The following is a 22,923-nucleotide window of genomic DNA, read 5'->3' as shown; positions in this document are numbered from 1 at the left end:
TGGTTATCGGATGGATTGGCCGACGGGCGCGGTCCCTGCCGGGCGCAGGATCAATTGTCGCAATATTCCCAGCGACCCGAATTGCACGCGGCCACTGCGCGACGCCAGGCGGCCATTTCGCGGGCATAGTCCGCGCGCGCGTTCGCATAGGTTTCGCTGTCTGCATCCGTCACGCGGTAGGTCGGGCGATTGCGAGCATCGCGTTCGCGGACATAGGCAAGCTGCTGCTGGTTCATCCGTTTGATGATCGCGCGGTCGCGCGCCTGTGCCGCTGCGCTGCGCATCGTAGGATCGCGGGGATCGTCGGCCAACGCCGCAGCGGGAACGAACGCAGCGACCAGAGCGAGCGCGCAACCGAACAGACCAGCTTTCATGAAAACCCCACCCCTTATTTGTGCGGACTATTCGCCTGAAAGCGCGGGGAAGGGCAACCGAATTGCGACGAATTGTGAGAGGGATTGGCGGGCGCCGGAAGCGGCTGACATGGCATGTGTTGGAGGCCCGAGCCGGAATCGAACCGGCGTGCACGGATTTGCAGTCCGCTGCGTCACCACTCCGCCATCGGGCCTCGCCAAGTGGGACGCCGCAAATGTGCGGCTTTCGTCGCAAAGTCAAGCGGGGGAGCGCGCGGGCGATCCCAAGATTCTGGCCCTGTGGCGTGGAAAGCCGCTTGGCGTTGCAAGCATGCTGATTTAGAGGTCGATAATGTCAGCGCTGTATTGCGTTAATAATACAGCTATGCCAATCGAGGAAGTGTCGTGACCGAACAGAATTTTTCATCGATGCGGGCCGCAATGGTCGAAAGCCAGCTTCGCACGAGCGGGGTCGATGATCAGCGTGTCGTCGCCGTGATGGCGCGGATGCCGCGTGAGGATTTCGTTCCGGCCGAACGGCGCGCCATGGCCTATATCGACCGTGCGATCCCGCTGGGGGGCGGGCGCGCGATCAATCCGCCGCTGGCGACGGGCCGCCTGCTGAAGGAAGCGCAGGTTGAGGAGGGCGATCGGGTCCTTCTGATCGGGGCGGCCACCGGTTACAGCGCCGCGCTGCTGAAGGCGTTGGGCGCGCAGGTGACCGCCGTGGAGGAAGAAGGCGGACCGGATGTCATGGGCTATGACGGCGCGGTCGTGCGCGGCCCCTTGCAGGCGGGCGCGGTGGACGGGGCGCCCTATGACCTGCTGGTCATCGACGGCGCCGTGGAGGCAGTGCCGACCGCGATCGTGCAGCAGCTGGCCGACGGCGCGCGCGTGGTGACGGGCATAGTCGAACGCGGCGTAACTCGACTGTGCAGCGGCCGCGCCATCAATGGCAAATTGGGGCTGACCAGCCTGACCGACGTTGAAATGGTGGTTTTGCCAGGTTTCGCCGCGCCGGAAGGCTTCATTTTCTGACAGGTCAGGGGTTCATGACGGCAAGGCAGGTCTTTCCACGGCGAACCGGCCCGGCGCTTTTGCTGCTGGCGTCATGCGCCATGCCGGTCGCCGCCGGTGCGGAAACGCTGCAGGGCGCGCTGGCCAAGGCCTATCGATCGAACCCCACATTGACCGGCGCGCGGGCGGAACAGCGGGCCAATGATGAGAATGTGCCAATCCGCAAGGCGGACGGGCGTCCCGCGCTGGAGGCGACGGGCAGCTATTCCGAAAGCATATTGAAGCCCACGATCAGCTTCACGTCACCCCAGCGCACGGTCAGCGCCAACGCTCAGCTGACCGTCCCGATCTATGCCGGCGGCGCGGTGCGCAACGGCGTCAAGGCCGCGAAGACGCGCGTGGAAGCGGGCCGGGCCAATTTGCGGGGGACCGAGGCGTCGATTTTTTCCCAGGTGGTCGGCGCCTATATGGACGTGATCCGCGACAGCGCCATCGTTTCGCTCAACCGGGCGAATGTGAATGTGCTGGACGTCAATTTGCAGGCGACGAACGATCGGTTCGAGGTCGGCGACCTGACCCGGACCGACGTGGCGCAGTCCGAATCCCGGCTGGCGCTCGCTCGGTCGGATTTGCAGATTGCAGAGGCCAATCTGATCACCAGCCGTGAAAATTACATCGCGTTGGTCGGGGATGTGCCGGTCGAACTGGAGCCGCCGCCGCCTTTGCCCGGCCTGCCTGCTTCGCCCAATGATGCCGTTGCGGTGGCGCTGCGGGACAATCCTGACATTGCCGCAGCGAACAAGGCGAGGGAGGCGGCAGGATATGACGTCCGTGTCGCCAAGGCGGGGGCGCTGCCCAAGCTGTCCGCTTTTTCGACCGCTGGCTATACCAATTTCCTGAATACGCAGGATTATCTGGACCAGATGGGCAACCCCGGTGTCGGTCCGCAGGTGAACAAGCAGGCGGCGGCGGGCGTGCAGTTGAATATTCCGCTGTATCAGGGCGGGCGGCCCGCGGCACAGGTGCGGCAGAGCCAGGCGTTGCAGTCACAGGCGATGGAGCAGGAGATCGAGGTCGAGCGCGGCGTGATCGCCCAGACGCGGTCGGCCTTTGCCAGTTGGCAGGCGTCGCTGCAGACGATCCAGTCCAACCAGAAGGCGGTCGAAGCGGCGAGCCTTTCGCTGGAAGGCGTGCGGGCGGAAAATTCCGTCGGCAGCCGCACGATCCTGGACATATTGGACGCGGAGCAGGAAGCGCTGAACGCCAAGGTCCAGTTGGTGTCCGCCCGGCGCAACGCCTATGTCGCGGGCTTCAGCCTGCTGGCGGCGATGGGACATGCGGAAGCGGACGACCTCAGCTTTGACACTGGCGCGCTGTACGATCCGCTGGTCAATTATGAACGGGTCGATGACAAATGGTTCGATTGGGATTTCGACCGCGCCCCGCAACCCCAGGCGACGCGAACCGTTGACACGCCAGCACAAAATGCCAATGTGCCAGCTGGCCTGGCGCAGCAACCTTAGAATGATCGGGGATAATTGGTGGGCGACATGAGCAAGGAACCCTCGATGGAGGACATCCTTTCGTCCATCAAGCGGATCATCGCCGAAGAGGGCGAGGAGGCGGCGCAGACCGTTTCGCGCCGTGGCCGGCCCGAGGCGGAGCAGGCCCCGGCCGATCAGCCCGCCGCCGAAGAAGTGCTGGAACTGACCGACGAGGCTGATGTGGAAGAGCCGACGCCCGCGCCTGTCGTTTCCAACGCGGCTGCCGAGCCGGTGGCGCAGGAGGATGGTTCCATCCTGTCGGTCGAGAGCGAAGTCGCGGCGCGCCATTCGCTGTCCGCGCTGTCGTCCCTGATCGTGACGCCCAGGGAAGGCGACGATAATACGCTGGACGGGCTGGTCCGGTCGATGCTGAAGCCGATGCTGAAGGAATGGCTCGACGCGCGGCTGCCTGCGCTGGTCCAGGATATGGTCGCCAAGGAAATTGCGCGCATCACCGCTCGTTAAAGCGGGTTGCGCCGTGCAGTTTGCGGCCTAATCACATGCTATCGGACATGGGAAGGCGGCGGACGCCTTGCGCGCCCTGCCGCAGACGCTAAAGCGCGATCATGACCGAACTGCCCAAGACATTCGACCCCGCCGAAATCGAAGCCCGCTGGTACGCCCATTGGGAAGAAAATGGGCTGTTCCGCCCGGAACGGCCGGACGCGGAACCCTTTACCATCGTCAATCCGCCGCCGAACGTGACCGGGTCACTGCATATCGGCCATGCGCTGGACAATACGTTGCAGGACATCGTCATCCGCTATGAGCGGCTGCGTGGCAAGGATGCCCTGTGGGTGGTGGGCACCGACCATGCGGGCATCGCGACGCAGATGGTGGTCGAACGGCAGATGGAGGCGCAGCAGGACAAGCGCACCAATTACAGCCGTGAGCAGTTCATCGAAAAGGTGTGGGAGTGGAAGGCCGAAAGCGGCGGGGCGATCACGCGCCAGCTGCGGCGGCTGGGCTGTTCGATGGATTGGGCCAATGAACGTTTCACCATGGATGAGGGTTTTTCGAAGGCCGTCATCAAGGTGTTTGTCGAACTGCACAAGCGCGGGCTGCTGTATCGCGACAAGCGGCTGGTGAACTGGGACCCGCGTTTCCGGTCGGCGATTTCCGATCTGGAGGTCGAGACCCAGGAAGTGAAAGGCGGATTCTGGCATTTCCGCTATCCGCTGGCGGACGGCGTTCGCCTAGCCAATGGCGCGGACCATATTGTGGTGGCGACGACGCGACCGGAAACGATGCTGGCGGACATGGCGGTTGCCGTGCATCCCGACGATCCGCGTTACAAGGATGTCATCGGCAAGGACATATTGCAGCCGATCACCGGACGGCGGTTCAAGATCGTGGCCGACGAACATGCCGACCCGGAACTAGGATCGGGCGCGGTCAAGATTACGCCGGGGCACGATTTCAACGACTTTGAAGTGGGCAAGCGGGCGGGATTCCGCGCGGCGGACATGCTCAACATGCTGGATGCCGACGCCAATGTGGTTCAAACATCGGACGGTTTAATCCCGGAACGGTTCGTCGGGCTGCATCGGTTCCGCCGTGATGGCGTGGATGGCGCGCGCGAACTGGTCGTCGCGGAGATGAAGGCGCTGGGGCTGCTGGTGCCGCATGTGTCGAAGAACAAGGACGGCGAGGAAGTGCTGTCCGACGCCGAGCCGCGCACGATCCAGACGCCCTTTGGCGACCGGTCCGGCGTGGTGATCGAACCGTGGCTGACGGATCAATGGTATGTCGACGCGGCGAAGCTGGCGGTCGCGCCGATGCAGGCGGTGCGTGACGGGCGGATCGATATCGTCCCCAAGACGTGGGAAAAGACCTTCTTCAACTGGATGGAGAATATCCAGCCCTGGTGCGTGTCGCGGCAGCTGTGGTGGGGGCATCGGATTCCGGCTTGGTTTGGGCCGCATGTCAATGAACATGCCATCATGCCCGGATCGCGGGCTCTGATTTTCGTCGCCGAGACTGAAGAAGAGATGCTCGCTCAAGCGCGCGCCACATATGATCCTGATGTCGAGATTGTGGTGGCGAGTTCTTGGGAAGAGGCATCGGGATATGAATATGACCCTAGACGTGCTGTCATCTTCCGCGATCCAGATGTGCTCGACACCTGGTTTTCTTCAGCGCTGTGGCCTTTCGGCACGCTGGGCTGGCCGGAGGGCGCAACGTCCGTTCGCCCTGAGCTTGTCGAAGGGCCACCTTTATCTTCCGAAGAAAAGGAAGAGGCTTCGACAGGCTCAGCCCGAACGGGTCAGAGCTTGCTGGAGCGCCATTATCCCAACGACCTGCTGATTTCCGGGTTCGACATCCTGTTTTTCTGGGATGCGCGGATGGCGATGCAGGGGATGGAGTTTATGGGCGATGTGCCGTGGCGCAAGCTGTACCTTCATGGGCTGGTGCGCGCGGCGGATGGGCAGAAAATGTCCAAGTCCAAGGGCAATGTCGTCGATCCTTTGGGCCTGATCGACAAGTTCGGCGCGGATGCGCTGCGTTTCTTCATGAGCGCCATGGAAAGCCAGGGCCGCGACGTGAAGATGGATGAAAAGCGGGTCGAGGGGTATCGCAACTTCGCGACGAAGCTGTGGAATGCCGCGCGCTTCCTGCAGGCAAATGGGGTCGTGGCGTCGGCCACGCATGAAGCGCCCGCCGCGCAGGCGCCGGTCAACCGCTGGATCATTGCCGAGACGGTTGCGACGGTGCAGGCGATCGATACAGCGATGACCGAACTGCGTTTCGACGCGGCGGCGAACGCCATCTATCATTTCGTCTGGGACCAGTTTTGCGACTGGTATATCGAACTCAGCAAAGGCCAGATGGACGAGGAAACCCGTGCCGTCGCCGGATGGGCGTTCGACCAGATATTGGTCATGCTGCACCCCTTCATGCCTTTCATTACCGAAGAGTTATGGCATGCGATGGCTGCACCCGGCCAAGCGCGCGACAGCGACCTGATCGTCGCGCGCTGGCCGCAAGCGCTTTATGCGGTGGACAGCGAGGCACAGGCCGAAATCGATTGGCTGATCCGCCTGATCAGCGCGATGCGCACCGCCCGCACCGAATTGAACGTGCCGCCGGGCGCCAAGTTGCCCGTCGTCGTTCATGATGCGTCGGAAGAAACCCGCCGCCGCATCGATCGGCAGGGCGCGGCGCTGGCGCGGCTGGGCCGGGTGGAAAGTCTGGCCTTTGGTGAAAGCGTCGCGGGTGGCGCGGCGCAGATCGTGGTGGACGAGGCCACGTTCATCCTGCCGCTGGCAGGGGTGATCGATATTGCGGCTGAAAAGGCGCGGCTGGCCAAGGCGCTGACCGCTGCCGAAAAGGAGCGCGATGCCCTGGGCGGCCGGTTGTCGAACCCGGCCTTTGTCGAGAAGGCCAAGCCCGAAGCCGTCGCCAAGGCGCGGGAAGATCATGCGGAAAAGTCCGCGGAAGCGGAAAAGTTGAAGGCTGCTCTGGACCGCCTCGCCTGATCCGCTACTTTTGGATCACGGGTTAGAGCATTATCCGATCATAACGGATCGGATAATGCTCTATTTTTCTTTCGTTTTCCGCATTTTCCGAGTCAGCAGAGAAGGGGATCAGGAGTGGCGGCTGATCAAAGGGATTTGACGCAAGGGCCGATCGGATCGGCCCTGTTACTCTTTGGTCTGCCCACTTTGGGTTCGAACATTCTGCAGTCGCTCAACGGGTCGATCAACACCATCTGGGTTGGCCGTTTCCTGGGTGAACAGGCGGTGGCGGCGACGGCCAACGCCAACCTGATCATGTTCCTGATGTTTTCCATCGTCTTTGGCTTTGGCATGGCGTCGACGGTGCTGATCGCGCAGGCCGCCGGGGCGAAAGACATGGACGCCGCCCGGCGCGCATTCGGTTCGGCCATGGGTTTTTGCTTCATATTTTCCCTGCTGGTCGCGGCTGCCGGGTGGATCGGTGCGCCTGCGATGCTGCGCCTTTTGTCCACGCCGCCCGAAGCGTTCGACCTGGCGCTGGCCTATTTGCGCGTCATATTCGTTTCCATGCCCGCGACGCTGTTGAGCGTCATGATGACCATGGGGGTGCGCGGCACGGGCGACGCGCGCACGCCATTTTACTTCATGCTGCTGAATGTCGGACTGGACCTGGTGCTGAACCCGGTGCTGATCCTGGGCCTGGGTCCCGCACCGGCGCTGGGGATAGCCGGTTCGGCGGCGGCCACCGCGATTGCCGGTGTGCTAAGTTTCATATCGCTGGTGGTCTTCATCTACCGCCGCGATCTGCCGTTGCGGTTGAAAGGCGGCGAATGGGGATATCTGCGTCCCACAATGCCGCAATTGCGGGTGTTGATCGGCAAGGGCCTGCCCATGGGATTGCAGATGATCGTCGCGTCGGTTGCGGGGCTGGTGATGATTGGCCTGGTCAATCGGGAAGGATTGCTGGCGACGGCGGCTTATGGAGCGGCGCAACAGCTATGGTCCTATCTGCAGATGCCCGCCATGGCGATTGGCGGCGCGGTCAGCGCCATGGCCGCGCAGAATATGGGGGCCGGGCGATGGGACAGGATCGGCAAGATCACGGGCTATGGCCTGGCCTATCTGGTAGGCTTTACCGGGCTGATGGTCGCATTGATGCTGTGGTTTCACCATCCGCTGCTGGCCCTGTTCCTGGGCAGCGACAGCGCGGCGATCCCGCTGGCGTGGCGCATGCAGCTGATTTCCAGCTGGAGCTTCATCCTGTTCGGCGGGGCGATGATCTATTTCGGCATCATGCGCGCCAATGGCGTGGTGGTCAGGCCGCTGGTCATCATGATCATTTCCCTGTTCGGGGCACGGTTGGGATTTTACCTGCTGGCCTACCCCTATCTGGGGCCAGATGCATTATGGTGGAGCTATCCGGCCGGGTCGCTGACCGCGTTGGTGCTGGCCGCCTATTCCTATTATAGCGGCGCGTGGCGCAAGGCGAAGCTGATCATTCCGCCCAGCCGGGAAGAATGCGTGGAAAGCGTCAATTCCGAAGCGGAAGCGACCGGTCGGATCGCGCCGGTCGGCTGATTGCGCGGGAGCGGGGTCAGCGCCCCTGGCTGCGCCAGCGGGTGATGGTGCGATCCAATATGTCCGCTTCGCCGCCGGTCTGACGCCATTGCTGGGTAAAGCTGGGGTCGCCGGACGCGGGGCGACGTTCTGCTTCCAGATTGTCGAGCGCCACGCGGATGGGCACGGCGACGCCTTCGCCGCAGATGATCGCCTCGCGATTGCGCAGCGCGGGAATGGAGTCGAGGAAGCCGCGCGCGCCTTCGGGCATCGCCGCTTTCACGAAGGCCTGGTCCCGGTCGTTGTTCAGGCGCATGGAAATGATGGTGCCGCATTGGGACAACACGCCTTCGGCAAGGTCGGACGGGCGCTGCGTGATCAGGCCCAGCGATACGCCATATTTGCGGCCTTCCTTCGCGATCCGTTCCAGGATGCGGCGTACGGCCTGGCCTTTTCCGGTGGTGGAGCTGGGGATGTAGCGGTGCGCTTCTTCACAGACCAGCAGCAGCGGGCGTTGCGGTTCGTCACGCGCCCAGATGGCATAGTCGAACACCAGCCGCGACAGCACTGATACGACGGTGGAGGTGATGTCCGATGGCATGGCAGACACGTCGATGATGGAAATGGGCTTGCCGTTCGAAGGCATACGGAAAATCTTGGCGATGAATTCCTGCATCGTGTCGGCGACCAGCATGCCGGAAAACATGAAGCTGTAGCGGGGATCGGTCTTGATCTCGTCGATCTTGGTCTTGAGCCGCATATAGGGGAGCGCGCCGGTGCCCTTGTCCAGTTTCCCCATCTCATTCTGAAGGATGTTGGTGAGGTCGGACAGCAGATAGGGGATGGGCGAATCGACAGTCAGCCGACCCAGGCTTTCCGCCAGCCGGTTCTTTTGCCGGGCGGCGAGTAGGCATTTGGCCAGGATGTCGCAATCGACCGTGCGGTCGGAACCGGTCGATGTCACGAACACTTCGCAATGTTCTTCGAAATTCATCAGCCAGTAGGGCAGGGCCAGGTTGCCGATATCGAACACCGCGCCATTGTGCGCAAAGGCCGCGCCATATTCCCCGTGGGGGTCGATCATGACGATATGACCTTCAGGCGAAAGGTCGCAGATGCGATGCAGGATCAGCGCGGCGCTGGTGGATTTACCGGTGCCGGTCGATCCCAGAAGCGCGAAATGCTTGCCCAGCATGGCATCGACATAAAGCGCGGCGCGCGTGTCCGCCGTCGGGAATACGGTGCCGATCTGCACATGGGGGCGGTCGTCGGCGGCGTAGATCTGGCGCATGTCCTCGCTGCAAAGCGGGAAGATTTCGGTGCCGGGCGGGGGATAGTGGGTGACGCCCCGGCGAAAGCGGCAGATGCGGCCTGTCTGCGGTTCCTGATCGCCTTCGCCCAGAAAGTCGATGTCGGCGACGATGAGGCCGCTATTTTGCCGGTCGAGGGCCATCGACCGCACGCTGGCGATCAGCCAGGTCGCGCCGACGCGCATTTTCAGCTGGCTGCCCACTTGCCCGGCCATGGCGATGCAGGGGTCGCTGTCCTGGGCGAGGGTGCGCAGGGTGGCGGCGTCCATCAACACCTTGGAACTGGAGCCGGCGATCTGGAAAACTTCACCGATGCCGGTGGGCAGCGCGGCTGTCCGTTGCGATTGAGCCTCGGTAAATTCGGCTGCTGTCGGCATATGGCTCATAAGCGCTCCCTCGCACCACCGGCTAAGATTCGGGCGGTCCCCGCGAATTTCTAGCCTGATAGTGGTAAAGAATATGCTTATCGCCGCGACCCGGCGCGATCCCGGCTCTGTTTGACGATTTGGCGGGGCGCGCGCGTTGCGGTGACCATATCTCGTCCCGGCAAAGCCTTGCCCTTATGTGGCGTCTGGACAGGATATCTGCTTGCGGGACATGAAGAACGCCGACGCGACGCGCCGATCCGACGCGATTTCCATCGCCCGCGTCATTTGCATATTGGGTGTGGTCTATGTTCATGCGTGGACTGGCCTGAACGGCCATGACCTGGAAATCGCCAAGGGAACGCCGCAGGAAAATCTGCGCTGGCTGCTGATGGAGATTTTCGGGCGCAGCGCCGTGCCGCTGCTGGGCGTGATTTCCGGCTGGCTGGCCAGCGGGTCGTCGCAGACGCTGAACTGGCCGCGCCATGTCGCGCGCAAGGCACGCACCATATTGCTGCCGATGGTCCTGTGGAACGCCATCGCCATCTTGTTCGTGTCGGGGACAGCGGTGCTGCTGCACCTGCAAGCGCCGGTGCCGGTGTCGCTGGAATGGCTGGTGCAGGAATTGTTCATTGTCAGCCGCAATCCCGACATCAATGTGCAGATGCCGTTCCTGCGCGACCTGTTCCTGTGCATGGTCGCCGCGCCCCTGCTGGTGCGAATGCCGGGCAGGGTGCTGATGGCGGTCGCGGGCGTGGCCGCACTGACGCAAGTGACGGGGTGGGGGCCGCCGATCCTGATGCGGCCTGCGATCCTGTTCTTCTTTGTCATTGGCATGATGGCGCGCAGGAGCGGCCTGGCAGAGCGTGTCGCGGCGTTTTCCTGGCCCATGGCGGCGACGCCGTTCCTGGCCCTGATGGCGGTGCAGCTCTATTTTTCGCTTAAAGTCGTGCCGGGCACGGGGCTGGGGGTCGGGATGATCGACCTGGCGGTTCGGGTTGCCGCCGCCACCTGTTTCTGGCGTTTGTCCTGGGCGCTGGCGGGTGGGCCGTTGCGGGACATGTTGTTGCGGATCGAACCCTTTGCCTTTTTCCTATTTTGTTCGCACCTGATCCTGATCTGGCTGGGGGGACCTGTTCTGGGCGCGTTGTTCGGTAAGCTGGGGTCGCCGCTCTATCCGGCCTATCTGATCGGGCAGCCGCTGATCGTGCTGGTTACGGTATTGCTGCTGGGGTCGATGCTGAGCCGTGCCTGGCCGGGGCTGGCGACGGTGTTGAGCGGCGGGCGTTTGCGGGCGGCCTAGGCGCGTCAGCCGCCTGCGATGGTCCGCGCGGCGGCTGATGCGATTTCCAGGCTGCGTTTGCGCGCGGCGAAATCATGGATCTGGCCGCCGATGATCAGTTCATCGACTCCCGTTCTTTCGATGAAGCTGGCCATGTCGCGCTCTACATCCGCCTGCGTGCCGATGCTGGTCGCGCGCAGCACGTCGGCCAGCATTGCCTGCGCGCCGGGCGGGAGGCTTTCGAAATAGCCTTCGACCGGCGGTTGCAGTTTGCCCGGCTGGCCGGTGCGCAGGCGGACGAAGGCCTGCTGCATCGACGTGGCGATCAGGCGTGCTTCATCGGCGGTATCGGCGGCGAAGACATTATATCCGGCCATGACATAGGGGCGGTCGAGCTGGGCGGAGGGGCGGAAATCCCGCCGGTAGACGGCGATCGCGTCCTCCAGAGCGCCGGGCGCGAAATGGGATGCGAAGGCGTAGGGCAGGCCAAGCGCGGCGGCCAGTTGCGCTCCATAAAGGCTGGAGCCCAATATCCACATCTGCACATCTTCGCCCGCGCCCGGTGTCGCCTGGAAACCCAGCCGCCCGTCGCCAGCGAAATAGGCCTGCAATTCCATGACGTCGCGGGGAAATTCATCGGGACCACCGGAAAGAGTGCGCCGCATCGCCTGAGCGACACGCTGGTCCGATCCGGGCGCGCGGCCAAGGCCAAGGTCAATCCGACCGGGGAACAGCGCGGCGAGCGTGCCGAACTGCTCCGCGATCAGCAGCGGCGCATGGTTGGGCAGCATGATGCCGCCCGCGCCGATGCGAATGCGCGATGTCGCCGCGCCGATATGAGCGAGCACGACGGAAGTTGCTGCCGATGCGATGCCGGGCATGCCATGATGTTCGGCCACCCAATAGCGGTGAAAGCCCAATGATTCGGCATGGGCGGCGAAGGCGGCGGATTGGCCGAGGGCGGCGCGGACGTCGCTTCCTTCGATGACGGGGACAAGGTCCAGAACGGAAAAACGGATCATCGCCCGCATATGGGGGCGTGATCCGTTGCATTTCAATACGAAATGTCAGCTTGGGTCAGACAGCGCGTCCGAACCCCTGCGGTCCTGTATCGGTGCGGCGACCGAAAGCAGGCTGACGCCGCGCCACCAGCGGATTGGAATCGCGGTCGAGCAAGGCCATCGTTTCGGTAAAGCAGGGACGCAAGGCGACGACGATTTCGATCAGTTCGTCGGGGTCTTCCCGCGTTTCCACGCAGCGGCGCGCCACCGTTTCGATGCGTTCGGCGATGGCGCTGAGGCGATTGGCGCCAAACTGCGCCGATTCACCCTTCAATGTGTGGGCAGGCGTCACCAATGCCACGGCATTGCGTTCGCGAATGGCCTGTTCGATCGCGCTGATGGCTTTTGGGCCATCTTCCCGGAAATAGCCCAGAATGCGGAGAAAGGCGCTGCTAAGCTCCGTCCTTGTGCGAGCAAGCTCGTTCCAGTTTACCAGTTCCGCTTCTTGATACGGCACCCGCGACACTCCCTTAAGTTGAACACAGGATAAGAGATGTGCGTAAACAGGCGGTTAAACGGTTAAACCATTACGGGCCCGTTCCTGATTTTTTCAGGGCCGTTCCAGCGCGAAAAGATGTGCGTCATTAATCGTGAACCGCCAGCCATGCTGGTCGGCAAGCGCCTGCAATTCGCCGGGCGCGATTGGATCGTCCGCGTGGATCGTCACGGACCTGGCCGATCGCATGGCCCGCGCGGCGCGCAGGACCGGCCAGGGGCATTTCATCCCGCGCGCGTCAATATGCAGGACGTCATTTGGTGGCATAGGGATTTTTGGCGCTTCGGAGCGTCAGGCGCACGGGCACCGCGCCGAAACCCAATTCCTTGCGGATGCCATTGACCAGATAGCGGCGGTAGCTTTCGGGCAGGTCGTCCAGGCGGGTGCCGAACAGCACGAAGGTCGGCGGCCGGGTCTTGTTCTGGGTGATGTAGCGTAATTTGATGCGCTTGCCGCCCGGCGCGGGGGGCGGGTTGGCCTCCAGCGCCCGTTCGAACCAGCGGTTGAGGATGCCGGTCGATACGCGTTGCGACCAGGCGGTCCGGGTTTCGAAGGCGACCCGGATCAAATCGTCCAGCCCTTTGCCGGTGGCACCCGATACGGTCATGATCGGAACGCCGCGCACCTGCGCAAGGCCATCGGACAGTGCCTGCTTGATACCCTGATACAAGGCGGAGCCATGTTCCACCGTGTCCCATTTGTTAAGGCCGATGACGAGCGCGCGTCCTTCCTCCAGCACCTTGTCCGCGATCCGCAGATCCTGCGCTTCCAACCCGCGCGTCGCGTCGAGCAGCAGCACGACGACTTCGGCGAAGTTGACGGCGTTGAGGCCATCGGACACCGCCAGCTTTTCCAGCTTGTCCTGCACCTTGGCGCGCTTGCGCATGCCCGCCGTGTCGATCAGGCGGACGGGCCGTTCGTTGCCGTCCGCATCGGCCCACTGCCAATCCACGGCGATGCTGTCGCGGGTGATGCCTGCTTCCGGCCCGGTCAGCAGCCGATTTTCGCCCAACAGCCGATTGATCAGCGTTGATTTCCCCGCATTGGGGCGCCCGACGATGGCGAGTTTAAGGGGGGCGGATTCGATGTCCCCCTCCTCCAGTTCGGCGTCTTCCTCTTCATCCTCTTCACGGTCGATATAGGGAAGCAGCGCCTGGAACAGGTCGGCCATGCCCTGCCCATGTTCAGCCGACAGGGGCACAGGTTCGCCCAGCCCCAGGACATAGGATTCCATGACGCCGTCGTTGGCGTTCCTGCCTTCCGCCTTGTTGGCGACCAGCACCACGGGCAGGTCGCCTTCCCGAAGCCAGCGTGCGATTTCCTCATCCATCGGGGTGATGCCAGCCCGTGCATCGACCAGAAACAGCGCGAGGTCCGCGCTTTCGACTGCGGCCTGCGTCTGCATGCGCATGCGACCGGGCAGGGTCTGTGGATCTTCATCCTCATAGCCTGCGGTGTCGATGATGGTGAAATCGACGCCCAGCAGGGTCGCCTGCCCTTCACGCCGGTCGCGGGTCACGCCGGGCTGGTCGTCGACCAGCGCCAGTTTCTTGCCAACCAGGCGATTGAAGAGGGTGGACTTGCCCACATTGGGCCGCCCGACAATGGCTACTGTGGGCAGCATGGTGGGCCCGTTTCCTTTCTTGCCGCCCTGTTTGCACATCGGGCGTAAAAACATAAATGCTCCTGCAGAGGCGGAGCCTAGTCCTGATGGTGGAACTAGGCTCCTGCCTGCGCAGGAGCACGCTTACACTAAATCATCGTCAGCGTTAACGAAGCGCCGTCAGTCGTCCGTCATCCGCCAGAATATACAGCATGTTGTTGGCGACGACCGGCGAAAGCGACATGGATCGGTCCATGTCCACACTGGCCTGGACCGTGCCGGTTGCCGGATCGACATAGTTGAGGTCGCCATGGGTCGACACCAGGATCAGGCGACCGCCTGCCAGCACGGGGCCGGTCCAGCGGATGCTGTTCGCTTTCTTCTTTTCCTTTTCCCAGCGGCGCAGCTGGCTGATCCAGCGGATTTTGCCGGTGGCGCGGGCCACGCACAGAAGTTTCGCGTCGCTGGTGACGACGAAGACCCATTCGCCCACGACCCACGGGGTCGAAATGCCCGCGATGTTGATTTCCCACAGGCGCTGGCCGCTGACCAGTTCATAGGATGCCATGCGGCCGCCCTGGCCGATGGCGAATACCCGCCCGCGATCGATCACGGGATCGGCGTCAATGTCGGTCAGCGAGGCCACGGCGGTGGAAATGCTGGTGCGCGACAGGGCGTCGCCCCACAATGTGCGACCGTTTTCGTAGCGATAGGCGCTCAATTCGCCCGAACTATAGCCAGCGATCACGGTGCCCTGCGCCGCTGCCGGGGCGGCCACGCCGAACACGCCGGTCACCTGCAGCGTGCCGCTGTCGGTCCATTGCACCGCGCCGTCGGTCTGGTTCAGGGCGAAAATCTGGTTGTCCTGGCCCATGACATAGACATGGCCGTTCGCCAGCGTCGGAGCGCCGCGCAGTGGCCCGCCCGGACGCTTTTTCCACAGGACCGCGCCGTCGGCAGCATTGATCGCCGCCACGTCGCCTACGCCGGTGCTGGCAAAGACCTTGCCATCGACGACGCTGACGCCGCCGCCGAATAGCGCGCGCCCGCTGCCTTCGGCGGGGAGGGCGGTCTGCCACAGCTTTGCACCGCTGGTGGCGTCATAGGCGATGACGTGGGCGCCAGCGTCAATGACATACAGCTTGCCATTGGCGACGACGGGAGCGGAGGCCAGGCGCGCGCGGGGCGTGCTGCCTTCGATCGATGCGGTCCATGCCGTGCGGGGTGATGCGCTCAAAGCCACATGGCCCATCGCCTTGGCAGGGCCGCCGCCCGGCTGCGACCAGTCGGGATTGACGGCGGGTTCGGGCAGCGAAACCTGAACGTCGGCCAGCGCCGGATCGACTTCGACGCCCTGTTCATTGGTCAGGATCGATACGCGATTGCCGACAACCGGGGTCTTCGGCCCGCCTTTTTTACCGCCGATGATGCCGCAGCCCGCCAGCAGCGCAACCATTGCGGCGACAGTCAGGGCGCGGCGCGTCCCCGCAAATTTCGTCATGCTGTGCATCCCCATCCGCTGTTCCGTTATTCCTGTTCAGGCCCGGCCGATGTGTCGACCGCGTCCACCCCCAATAGCCCAGCCATCTGTCGCGCCCGTGAACGGATCGATTGAGGCACGCTGCCATCCTTTGCCATGGCCGCGAACATCGGGCCGGCAAGGTCGGGCTTGCGCATTTTCATATAGGCTATGGCGACCATTTCACCGGCGCTGCCGAACCACGGCGCGCCTTCCACCGCGAGCGGTTTCAGCCGGTCGACCACCTGTTGCGGCTGGAGCGTTTCAAATTCCAGCGCCGTCTGCCGAATCACGGCCAGATCGCGATAGGGCTGGTCGAGTGATGTGTCCGCGGCCATCGCCTTGTAGGCGGCGATCGCTGTTTTGGTGTCGCCCTTTTTCGATGCGACGCCCGCTTTTACCAGCAGCGCCGACGCGCGGAAGCCAGGCTGGCTGGCGTTGGTGAGCGCATCAAGCTGCTTGGCGTCGGGCGTGCCGCCGCCGGTTGCCGTCACGATCACCTTGTCCATCTCTTCCGAAACGGCCTGGGACTGGGTCTTGCTGTGATGTTGCCAGTAGAGCCAGCCGCCGAACGCCACGAGCCCCAAGATGACGAGCGCGACGATCCATCGGCCAAAGCGCTGCCAGAATGTGACCAGCTGGTCATGCCGCACGGCCTCATCGACCTCGCGCATGAAAACTTCGGTATTTTGCGGCGTCAGGGCCACATCGGTCTCCAGATACGTCAGAAAATTCAGGCGGAAGGCGCGATCAATAGCGGCAGCGTGGCCACACGCAAATCACTTTTTGGGGCGATAGACCTGATCTTCGGTCGGAAAGCTGCGGTTGCGCACTTCTGTGGCGTAACGTTCGGCCGCGCCGCTGATCGTCGCGGCGATATTTTCATAGACTTTGACGAAGCGCGGCGTGCGTTCGAACATGCCCAGCATGTCTTCGCAAACCAGCACCTGCCCATCGCAATGGGCGGATGCGCCAATGCCGATGACCGGGATGTCGAGCATGTTCGTGATCTCTATCGCCAGGTCTTCCATCACCCCTTCCAGCACGACGGCGAAGGCTCCCGCGTCCGCCACGGCCCTGGCATCGTCCATGATCCGGGCATGTTCCTCCGGGCTCTTGCCGCGCGCGCCGTAGCCGCCCAGCGCGTTCACCGCCTGCGGGGTAAGGCCGACATGGGCCATTACGGGTATGCCCCGGCGGCTGAGGAAGCTGATCGTTTCAGCCATCGCCTGTCCGCCTTCCAGCTTGACCGCGGCGCATCCGGTTTCCGCCATGACGCGGCTGGCGCTGGCGAAGGCATGGGCGGGCGATGCTTCGTAGCTGCCGAACGGCATGTCGACCAGCACGACGCTGTGATAGCTGCCGCGCACGACGGCGGCGCCGTGGGCGATCATCATGTCCAGCGTGACGGGCAGGGTGGAGGACAGGCCGTATATCACCTGACCCAGCGAATCGCCGACCAGCAGCATGTCGCAATGCGGGTCGAGCAATTGCGCCTGGCGGGCGGTGTAAGCCGTCAACATAACCAGCGGTTCGTTGGTCCTGCCTTCCACTTTGCGCCGTTGAATGGCGGGGACGGTCAGCCGCTTCATCGGCGCGGGCGTCGGATTCGCGCGGCTGGTGGAGGTGTCGAGCGTGAAGGTGGTGGACATGGGTTTGCGCTCTACTCCACTCGCCCGGTGCGCGCAAATCCGGGAGCGGCGGGCCTGTGCCGCTCCCGCAGGGGTGAACCCTGTCAGAACGAGAATTTGATCGTTCCGCCCCATGTCCGGGGGTCGCCGACCTGACCGGCGATCAGGCCGGTGTTGCCGGGCGCGACCTGCAGATTTTCGACATAGTTCACGTCAAAGGCGTTGCGGACCCAGCCAAAGACATCGAAGCCTTCGCCACGGAAGCCAGCGCGGACATTGGTGAGGGCATAGCCCTTCACGTCCGTGTAGCGCGATGGCGATGGGTTGGAATTCCAGCGCGAACGATAGTTGCCGTCGACGCCCAGATAGACTTGGCCTTCCTTCGCCAGCAGCGTGACCGGAATATTATATTCCGCGCCGTAGGAGAAAGCCCATTTGGACACGCCGGGCAGGTCCTGGCCGGAAATGTCGCATTCACGGGGGCTGGGCGCGCCCGGAACGCCTGGCTGCGAATAGTCTGGGGTCGCGCCAGCGGGCTGGGACGGGCCGCCGGACAGTTCAGGCGGGCACGGCGCGTTGGTGAACTCCTTATATTTGGCGTCGGTGTAGGCCGCGTTGGCATAGGCGGTGAAGCGGTCGCTGGCGACGACCTTGAAATCGGCTTCGATGCCCTGCGACCGGACCTGTTCCGCATTGGCAAGATAGCCCCGGACCGTGCCGAACTGACCGCCATTCACGGTCGCCTGGAAATTCTGGATCTCCGTACGGAAGGCGGTGATGTTGAAGGTTGCCCGGCGGTTCCAGAACTGGGTTTTCAGGCCGATTTCATAATGGTGGACTGATTCCGGCTTCACCGTGCCTGCATCGGTGTTGACGCTGTTGTCGGCGTTCAGCGGCAAGCCGTTCTGGTTGATGCCCAGCGTCTTGAAGCTTTTGGCATAGGTCGCATAGGCCAGAATGTCCGGCGCGACCTTATAGTTGACGTTGAGGTCGTAGGTGAAATTCCACGCACTGTCGGACGGCGCGCTGACCTGCGGCTGATACACGCCGCACTGGGCCGCCAGATCGGAGCCGGATGGCGGCGTGGGGGTGCAGGAAATGACCTGTCCCTGACCGTTGGTGACGACGCGCTGATAGAAGCCCGATTTCTTGTCATAGTTGAGGCGAGCGCCCGGCTGAATCGTCAGCGCGTCGTTCACATGCCAGCTCAATTGCCCGAACAGCGCGGCGCTGCTGCTTTTCAGATATTGGGTGTTGCTGGCGGTCAGACCGGCCAGAACCTCAGGCCGGTTGTAGGGATTGGCGGGATCGGCGGACGGCGACAGGCTGAAGCGCGTCGCGTCCAGGCCCTGCTGTTCCGTGCCCTGCGTGTCGATCCGCTGTTTGAAGCCGAACAGGCCGGCCACGAAGTCGATCTTTTCGCCATCATAGTTGTAGCGGAATTCCTGGCTATACTGGTCCTGCTGCGACGGGTTCTGCGAGCGGGAAACAACCGACAGGCCAGTGAAGTCGCGGTCATTTTCCGGCTTCCAGTCCCAGAAGCGCCACGCAGTGACCGAGGTCAGGGTGCCAGGGCCGACGTCCCACTTCACGCGCGCCGACACGCCGCCGATCTTGTTACCCGCATTCAGGCTGGAATCGAGGTCGGTCAGGCGATCATAGGGATTGCGGCTGGGAACGGCATAGTTGCGACCCGGATTGGCGGCGTTGATGCCTGCGATAATCGCATCATATTGCCGGTTGAGCGGACGCTGCGTGCGGCCGACGCGGACGAAGGTGGTGCCGCAGCATTCCGGGTCCTGCCTGCTATAGTCGCCCGACAATGTGATGCTGAGATCGTCATTCGGCTGGAACAGCAGCTGGCCGCGAAGGCCCAGATTGTCCTGTTCGTTGATCCAGCGTTGAGAGGTCACATTGTAGAGCGTGCCCCGGCGGCTGGTGGCGGCGACCGCCAGACGCGCTGCGACCGTGTCGGACAATGGGCCGGAGATGGCGGCCTTGGCCTGTCGGTAGTTCAGGTTGCCGACGCTCAGTTCCGCGCGACCTTCGAAATCGAAGGTCGGCTGATTGGTCGTGATGTTGATCGCGCCAGCGGTCGTGTTCTTGCCATAGAGCGTGCCCTGGGGGCCGCGCAGCACTTCAACCTGCGAAACATCCAGAAAGTCGAAGGTCGCGGCGGCGACCCGCGAATTATAAACGTCGTCGACATAGATGCCGACGCCCTGCTCAAAGCCGTCGCTGGTCAGGCCGAACGGCACGCCCAGGCCACGGATGTTGACGGACGTGTTGCGCGGATTGGTCGTGTAGACCTGAAGCGTTGGCGCGAGCTGCTGAAGCTTTACCACGTTGAAGTTGCCGGTGGCTTCGATGCTGTCGCCTTTGATGACGGAGATCGCCAGCGGCACTTCCTGCGCGGTTTCGGCGCGGCGGCGGGCGGTGACGATGATTACGTCGCCACGCGGGCTGGCCTGGTCGGCGGCGGTGTCGGCTGCTGGCTGGGCCACATCTTCAGCCTGAGCGCTGGACGCAATGATGGAGGTGCTCGCCACGCTGGCGAGCAACAGGAAACGCGCAATCATAAGATTCCCCTTCCGGATGTCCGGTGAAATGTTGATCGCGACCTTTCCGGTGATCCGGTCAAAGCCGATTGTCTAAATGGTAACGGGCAGTGGCGGCCACCCTTGCCGCCGGTCATCGCCGCCTGCCCGGCGGCGTTGGTTTGCAACCCGGATTATGCGCCCGCAGCCGGTCAGGCCGTAAGGCGCGTCTTTTCCGTCACTTCGATCTGTACCACCCGCGCATCGTGGACGGTCAGGGTGACCGATCCGAAACGGAGTGCTTCCAGAACATTCCGCAGCTTTTCCATGCTGAGGGCGATGTCATGACGTTGCCCGACGGGCCGGGCATTGCAGGCGGATTCGATGGAGAGATTTTCAGTCATAAACACCTCGACGCCCTCTTAACTCAACTATATTAGTAGACAAAGAAGCAATATTATGGGGCGTGCAAGTTCATCTTGTCGCCCCGTCTGGTCAGCCAGCGCTTCGCATCGCGATGGCCCTGCGTTCCTGGTGCGCAAGGGGGATTGCCGGGCGCATGTGACGCATGGCCGCCGCCTGGTCATGCGCGTTATCGATCAAACCTTCCAGCAAAGCCTGGCCAAAGGTCCAGTCGCCCAGCATGGAGTCGGCGTTGATATGACCGCAGCGACCAGCATCGACGAAGCTGCTGCCCCAATTCTTGCTGATGCTGTGGGCGCGTTCAAAGAAGATGTAGGGGTCGTCGCGGCTGGCCACGACGATGGAAGGAAAAGGCAGTTGCGCACGCGGGGTGGGGCCAAATCCGCCGATCGTTTCCGGCGTTTCCATGCGGTCGCAATCGGGCGGGGCGACCAGCAAGGCACCCGTTACCGGCCATCCATAAGCCTGGCTTTGCAAGGCGCCCCACCAGGCGACGGCAAGGCAGCCAAGGCTGTGCGCGGCCAATATGATGGGGCCGTCCACTTCCCGGATTGCCGCGTCCAGCCGCGTTACCCAGCTATTGCGGGTCGGGCTGGCCCAGCTGCCAAGGTCCACGCGCTGGCAGTCGCCCCGCATATCTTCCCAACAGGTCTGCCAATGGCCGGAGCCGCTGTTGTTGAGGCCCGGTATGGTCAAGACCACCGGCTGGCGGGCATCGCCCGGATGTCCGAATCGATCCATGGTCAACTCCTCGTCCCTTGGTTCGATCTCAACGTAACTCTATTTATATAGTAGACAATAGCGTCGCGGTAGAATGTGGCGAAATATGGGCAGTCCGATGCGGCGCTGGGGCGTCACGACAAAGGGCCCGGAAACGCGATGGTTCCGGGCCCTTCCTTCGGCACTTTGCGGGTGTCACCAGGGGTATATGAGGCCGTAATATTGGAACACGCTGCGGCCATAGGCATCGGTGTAATCTGGCCGTTCGCCCGGCAGATGCTTTGGCGCGCTGTCGAGTGTTTCACGGCTAAGGTCGACGACATAGCCGCCCTTGTCCGTTTCATAATTCAACATGGACCAGGGCAGGGGATAATGATCCTGTCCCAGCCCCAATATGCCGCCAAAGGATAGCACGGCGTAGCGGACCTGGCCGCTGAGCTTGTCCACCATGAAGTTGGAAATATGGCCCAGCCGTTCACCATCGCGATTGTAGACGGCGGTCCCTTCAACCCGGTCCGATGCGATCAGATCGCCGGGATTTTCGGTCATTGCGTCAGTCATCGTCACTCTCCGGCAAGATATTCGGCTATCATGGTGAAACTTGGCGGACGCGACCGAGTTCCTTTTCCGAATGACACAGGAGGATAGGGTGAAGATCAATCGTAGCGGATCGGCCGTGTGGAGCGGCGGGCTGAAGGACGGCAAGGGCACCATATCCACGCAAAGCGGTGCGCTGGCCGCGCATCCTTACGGATTTGCGACCCGATTCGAAGGCGTGCCGGGCAGCAACCCCGAAGAATTGATCGCCGCAGCGCATGCGTCCTGCTTCACCATGGCGCTGTCGAAGATATTGGGTGAGGCGGGCTTTACGGCAGAGAAGATGGAAAGCAACGCCGTGGTCACGCTGGAAAAACAGGATGACGGCTTTGCGATCACGGCGAGCAAGCTGACGTTGAAGGCGACGATAGCGGGGATCGACGATGATCGGTTCCAGGAACTGGCAGCGAATGCCAAGGCGAACTGCCCCGTGTCCAAACTGCTGAACGCCGACATCAGCCTGGACGCGGAACTGCTAGGCTGAGGCTGGTTTGCGGCTGTGGAGATGTTCTCTCCACGCGATGTAAAGGCCACTGGCGATGATCAGCGCCGCCCCGACCCAGGTGGCGGCTGGTGGCCAGCCCTGACCGATCAGCAGGCCGAGCAGCGCTATCCACAATATGCTGGAATATTCCATGGGCAGGACCACCGATACCGGCGCCCATCGCAATGCGGCGGTCAGGCAGATTTGCGCCACGCCTCCACTGATCCCTATCAGCGCCAGCAGACCCCAGGTGACGGCGTCGTGCGCTCCACCATAAAGTATCGCGCCAAGGCCCAGCGGGGGAAGCGAGAGAACGGTATACCAGAGGACGATCGTGCCGGGGTCTTCCAATCGGCCGAGTTTTCTCAAGATCAGGCTGACGCATGCGGTCATGAAAGCGGCGGCGATGGCGACGACGACGCCCAGGGAAAATAGCTCGCCCGCTTCAGGTCGCTGCGTCACCAGCACGCCCATAAAGCCCACCAGTACGGCACCCCATCGGTGGATGCCTGTTTTTTCCTTCAGGATGGTGGCCGATAATATGGTGGCGAAAATGGGCATGGTGAAGCCGATGGTTACAGCTTCGGCAGGTGGCAGCAGGATGTAGGACAGGAAATTGAGCGCCATGCCCGTCACGCCGACCACCATTCGGGTGGCATGCGCCCCGACCCTGCGCACGCGGATGGAGCCAAGGCCCGTGGTCAGGGCGATCCACGTCAATACGACCGGCATCGACAGCGCCTGCCGGTAGAACAGCGTTTCGAAAATGTGGACGCCACGGGCATCGGCAGCCCGCCCCGCGATGAACATCACGGACACGCAAACGACCCCGAACAGGCGCAGGGCCATGCCCAGAAATGGCCTGTGCGGGCGCGGTTGGGTCAAATCGGCGGGCATTGCCCTGCCTTAGTGCGGCGACATATTTGCGCAACCGCCCTGCTGTCCTTTCGGCAGGGCGGTCGGTAT

Annotated in this window: 21 protein-coding genes and 1 tRNA gene; 7 read left to right on the top strand and 15 right to left on the bottom strand. The window is 62.9% G+C overall.

The features are described 5' to 3' along the window. Positions 1–50: 50 nt before the first annotated feature. Positions 51–374: a hypothetical protein gene (locus tag ACI3KQ_RS01385; RefSeq protein ID WP_404954026.1), complete on the bottom strand. Its 324-nt coding sequence runs from the start codon at positions 372–374 to the stop codon at positions 51–53. A 120-nt stretch (positions 375–494) separates the two neighbouring features. Continuing rightward, a tRNA-Cys gene (locus ACI3KQ_RS01380) sits at positions 495–568 on the bottom strand. Between the two features lie 190 nt (positions 569–758). Here ACI3KQ_RS01380 and ACI3KQ_RS01375 point away from each other — a divergent pair. The 5 genes from ACI3KQ_RS01375 (at position 759) to ACI3KQ_RS01355 (ending at position 7,950) form a co-directional block, all read left to right on the top strand. After that, the gene (locus tag ACI3KQ_RS01375) at positions 759–1,391 is read left to right on the top strand and encodes a protein-L-isoaspartate O-methyltransferase family protein (RefSeq protein WP_404954024.1); all 633 of its coding nucleotides are present in this window, start codon (positions 759–761) and stop codon (positions 1,389–1,391) included. 14 nt (positions 1,392–1,405) lie between these two features. Continuing rightward, positions 1,406–2,893: a TolC family outer membrane protein gene (locus tag ACI3KQ_RS01370; RefSeq protein ID WP_404954022.1), complete on the top strand. Its 1,488-nt coding sequence runs from the start codon at positions 1,406–1,408 to the stop codon at positions 2,891–2,893. Positions 2,894–2,911: 18 nt separating this feature from the next. Continuing rightward, positions 2,912–3,379 (top strand): DUF2497 domain-containing protein, encoded by a 468-nt coding sequence (locus tag ACI3KQ_RS01365; protein ID WP_404954020.1) that lies wholly within the window; start codon positions 2,912–2,914, stop codon positions 3,377–3,379. Positions 3,380–3,480: 101 nt separating this feature from the next. Then, positions 3,481–6,393 (top strand): valine--tRNA ligase, encoded by a 2,913-nt coding sequence (locus ACI3KQ_RS01360; RefSeq protein WP_404954018.1) that lies wholly within the window; start codon positions 3,481–3,483, stop codon positions 6,391–6,393. Positions 6,394–6,507: 114 nt separating this feature from the next. After that, the gene (locus ACI3KQ_RS01355) at positions 6,508–7,950 is read left to right on the top strand and encodes an MATE family efflux transporter (RefSeq protein WP_404954016.1); all 1,443 of its coding nucleotides are present in this window, start codon (positions 6,508–6,510) and stop codon (positions 7,948–7,950) included. 16 nt (positions 7,951–7,966) lie between these two features. Here ACI3KQ_RS01355 and ACI3KQ_RS01350 read toward each other — a convergent pair whose 3' ends face one another. Continuing rightward, positions 7,967–9,625: an ATP-binding protein gene (locus tag ACI3KQ_RS01350; RefSeq protein WP_404954014.1), complete on the bottom strand. Its 1,659-nt coding sequence runs from the start codon at positions 9,623–9,625 to the stop codon at positions 7,967–7,969. A gap of 211 nt (positions 9,626–9,836) precedes the next feature. Here ACI3KQ_RS01350 and ACI3KQ_RS01345 point away from each other — a divergent pair, with 211 nt between their 5' ends. Then, positions 9,837–10,907, top strand: a complete 1,071-nt coding sequence (locus tag ACI3KQ_RS01345; protein ID WP_404954080.1) for an acyltransferase — start codon at positions 9,837–9,839, stop codon at positions 10,905–10,907. A gap of 5 nt (positions 10,908–10,912) precedes the next feature. Here ACI3KQ_RS01345 and ACI3KQ_RS01340 read toward each other — a convergent pair whose 3' ends face one another. The 11 genes from ACI3KQ_RS01340 to ACI3KQ_RS01290 form a co-directional block, all read right to left on the bottom strand. Then, the gene (locus ACI3KQ_RS01340; RefSeq protein ID WP_404954078.1) at positions 10,913–11,908 is read right to left on the bottom strand and encodes an LLM class flavin-dependent oxidoreductase; all 996 of its coding nucleotides are present in this window, start codon (positions 11,906–11,908) and stop codon (positions 10,913–10,915) included. Positions 11,909–11,963: 55 nt separating this feature from the next. Then, positions 11,964–12,404: an Hpt domain-containing protein gene (locus tag ACI3KQ_RS01335; protein ID WP_404954012.1), complete on the bottom strand. Its 441-nt coding sequence runs from the start codon at positions 12,402–12,404 to the stop codon at positions 11,964–11,966. A 93-nt stretch (positions 12,405–12,497) separates the two neighbouring features. Beyond that, positions 12,498–12,710 carry a sulfurtransferase TusA family protein gene (locus tag ACI3KQ_RS01330; RefSeq protein ID WP_404954010.1) on the bottom strand — a complete coding sequence of 71 codons (213 nt, stop codon included), beginning with the start codon at positions 12,708–12,710 and terminating at the stop codon, positions 12,498–12,500. Then, the gene (gene der / locus ACI3KQ_RS01325) at positions 12,697–14,067 is read right to left on the bottom strand and encodes a ribosome biogenesis GTPase Der (RefSeq protein ID WP_404954008.1); all 1,371 of its coding nucleotides are present in this window, start codon (positions 14,065–14,067) and stop codon (positions 12,697–12,699) included. The genes ACI3KQ_RS01330 and der overlap by 14 nt, the downstream gene beginning before the upstream one ends. 145 nt (positions 14,068–14,212) lie before the next feature. Next, entirely contained in the window at positions 14,213–15,562 is a 1,350-nt protein-coding gene (locus tag ACI3KQ_RS01320) for a PQQ-binding-like beta-propeller repeat protein (protein ID WP_404954006.1), read from the bottom strand. An 11-nt stretch (positions 15,563–15,573) separates the two neighbouring features. Continuing rightward, entirely contained in the window at positions 15,574–16,272 is a 699-nt protein-coding gene (locus tag ACI3KQ_RS01315) for a tetratricopeptide repeat protein (protein WP_404954004.1), read from the bottom strand. A 72-nt stretch (positions 16,273–16,344) separates the two neighbouring features. Beyond that, positions 16,345–17,217 (bottom strand): 3-methyl-2-oxobutanoate hydroxymethyltransferase, encoded by an 873-nt coding sequence (gene panB / locus ACI3KQ_RS01310; protein WP_404954002.1) that lies wholly within the window; start codon positions 17,215–17,217, stop codon positions 16,345–16,347. 83 nt (positions 17,218–17,300) lie between these two features. After that, complete coding sequence (locus ACI3KQ_RS01305) at positions 17,301–19,775, bottom strand: TonB-dependent receptor (protein ID WP_404954000.1); 2,475 nt, start codon at positions 19,773–19,775, stop codon at positions 17,301–17,303. Positions 19,776–19,945: 170 nt separating this feature from the next. Then, positions 19,946–20,137, bottom strand: a complete 192-nt coding sequence (locus ACI3KQ_RS01300; protein ID WP_404953998.1) for a YezD family protein — start codon at positions 20,135–20,137, stop codon at positions 19,946–19,948. A 91-nt stretch (positions 20,138–20,228) separates the two neighbouring features. Continuing rightward, complete coding sequence (locus ACI3KQ_RS01295; protein ID WP_404953996.1) at positions 20,229–20,897, bottom strand: RBBP9/YdeN family alpha/beta hydrolase; 669 nt, start codon at positions 20,895–20,897, stop codon at positions 20,229–20,231. A gap of 174 nt (positions 20,898–21,071) precedes the next feature. Continuing rightward, positions 21,072–21,437, bottom strand: coding sequence for a PRC-barrel domain-containing protein (locus tag ACI3KQ_RS01290; protein WP_404953994.1), 366 nt, complete (start codon positions 21,435–21,437; stop codon positions 21,072–21,074). 88 nt (positions 21,438–21,525) lie between these two features. Here ACI3KQ_RS01290 and ACI3KQ_RS01285 point away from each other — a divergent pair, with 88 nt between their 5' ends. Next, positions 21,526–21,957 (top strand): OsmC family protein, encoded by a 432-nt coding sequence (locus tag ACI3KQ_RS01285; RefSeq protein ID WP_404953992.1) that lies wholly within the window; start codon positions 21,526–21,528, stop codon positions 21,955–21,957. Here ACI3KQ_RS01285 and ACI3KQ_RS01280 read toward each other — a convergent pair. Next, positions 21,949–22,854 carry a DMT family transporter gene (locus tag ACI3KQ_RS01280; RefSeq protein ID WP_404953990.1) on the bottom strand — a complete coding sequence of 302 codons (906 nt, stop codon included), beginning with the start codon at positions 22,852–22,854 and terminating at the stop codon, positions 21,949–21,951. The two genes, ACI3KQ_RS01285 and ACI3KQ_RS01280, sit on opposite strands and share 9 nt — an antisense overlap. Between the last annotated feature and the right edge of the window lie 69 nt (positions 22,855–22,923).

The sequence above is a fragment of the Sphingobium sp. ZW T5_29 genome (assembly GCF_044987515.1).
GTDB lineage: Bacteria > Pseudomonadota > Alphaproteobacteria > Sphingomonadales > Sphingomonadaceae > Sphingobium.
The sequence above is the reverse complement of the archived record's forward strand: the minus strand, read 5'-3'. Positions and strand labels throughout refer to the sequence as shown.

Bases quoted from the DNA above. Each gene is read 5' to 3' on its own strand.
- ACI3KQ_RS01385 (WP_404954026.1), bottom strand. From the start codon at position 374: ATGAAAGCTGGTCTGTTCGGTTGCGCGCTCGCTCTGGTCGCTGCGTTC.
- ACI3KQ_RS01345 (WP_404954080.1), top strand. From the start codon at position 9,837: ATGAAGAACGCCGACGCGACGCGCCGATCCGACGCGATTTCCATCGCC.
- ACI3KQ_RS01370 (WP_404954022.1), top strand. From the start codon at position 1,406: ATGACGGCAAGGCAGGTCTTTCCACGGCGAACCGGCCCGGCGCTTTTG.
- ACI3KQ_RS01320 (WP_404954006.1), bottom strand. From the start codon at position 15,562: ATGGGGATGCACAGCATGACGAAATTTGCGGGGACGCGCCGCGCCCTG.
- ACI3KQ_RS01305 (WP_404954000.1), bottom strand. From the start codon at position 19,775: ATGATTGCGCGTTTCCTGTTGCTCGCCAGCGTGGCGAGCACCTCCATC.
- ACI3KQ_RS01290 (WP_404953994.1), bottom strand. From the start codon at position 21,437: ATGACTGACGCAATGACCGAAAATCCCGGCGATCTGATCGCATCGGAC.
- ACI3KQ_RS01295 (WP_404953996.1), bottom strand. From the start codon at position 20,897: ATGGATCGATTCGGACATCCGGGCGATGCCCGCCAGCCGGTGGTCTTG.
- ACI3KQ_RS01280 (WP_404953990.1), bottom strand. From the start codon at position 22,854: ATGCCCGCCGATTTGACCCAACCGCGCCCGCACAGGCCATTTCTGGGC.
- ACI3KQ_RS01300 (WP_404953998.1), bottom strand. From the start codon at position 20,137: ATGACTGAAAATCTCTCCATCGAATCCGCCTGCAATGCCCGGCCCGTC.
- ACI3KQ_RS01340 (WP_404954078.1), bottom strand. From the start codon at position 11,908: ATGATCCGTTTTTCCGTTCTGGACCTTGTCCCCGTCATCGAAGGAAGC.
- ACI3KQ_RS01360 (WP_404954018.1), top strand. From the start codon at position 3,481: ATGACCGAACTGCCCAAGACATTCGACCCCGCCGAAATCGAAGCCCGC.
- ACI3KQ_RS01350 (WP_404954014.1), bottom strand. From the start codon at position 9,625: ATGAGCCATATGCCGACAGCAGCCGAATTTACCGAGGCTCAATCGCAA.
- panB (WP_404954002.1), bottom strand. From the start codon at position 17,217: ATGTCCACCACCTTCACGCTCGACACCTCCACCAGCCGCGCGAATCCG.
- ACI3KQ_RS01330 (WP_404954010.1), bottom strand. From the start codon at position 12,710: ATGCCACCAAATGACGTCCTGCATATTGACGCGCGCGGGATGAAATGC.
- der (WP_404954008.1), bottom strand. From the start codon at position 14,067: ATGCTGCCCACAGTAGCCATTGTCGGGCGGCCCAATGTGGGCAAGTCC.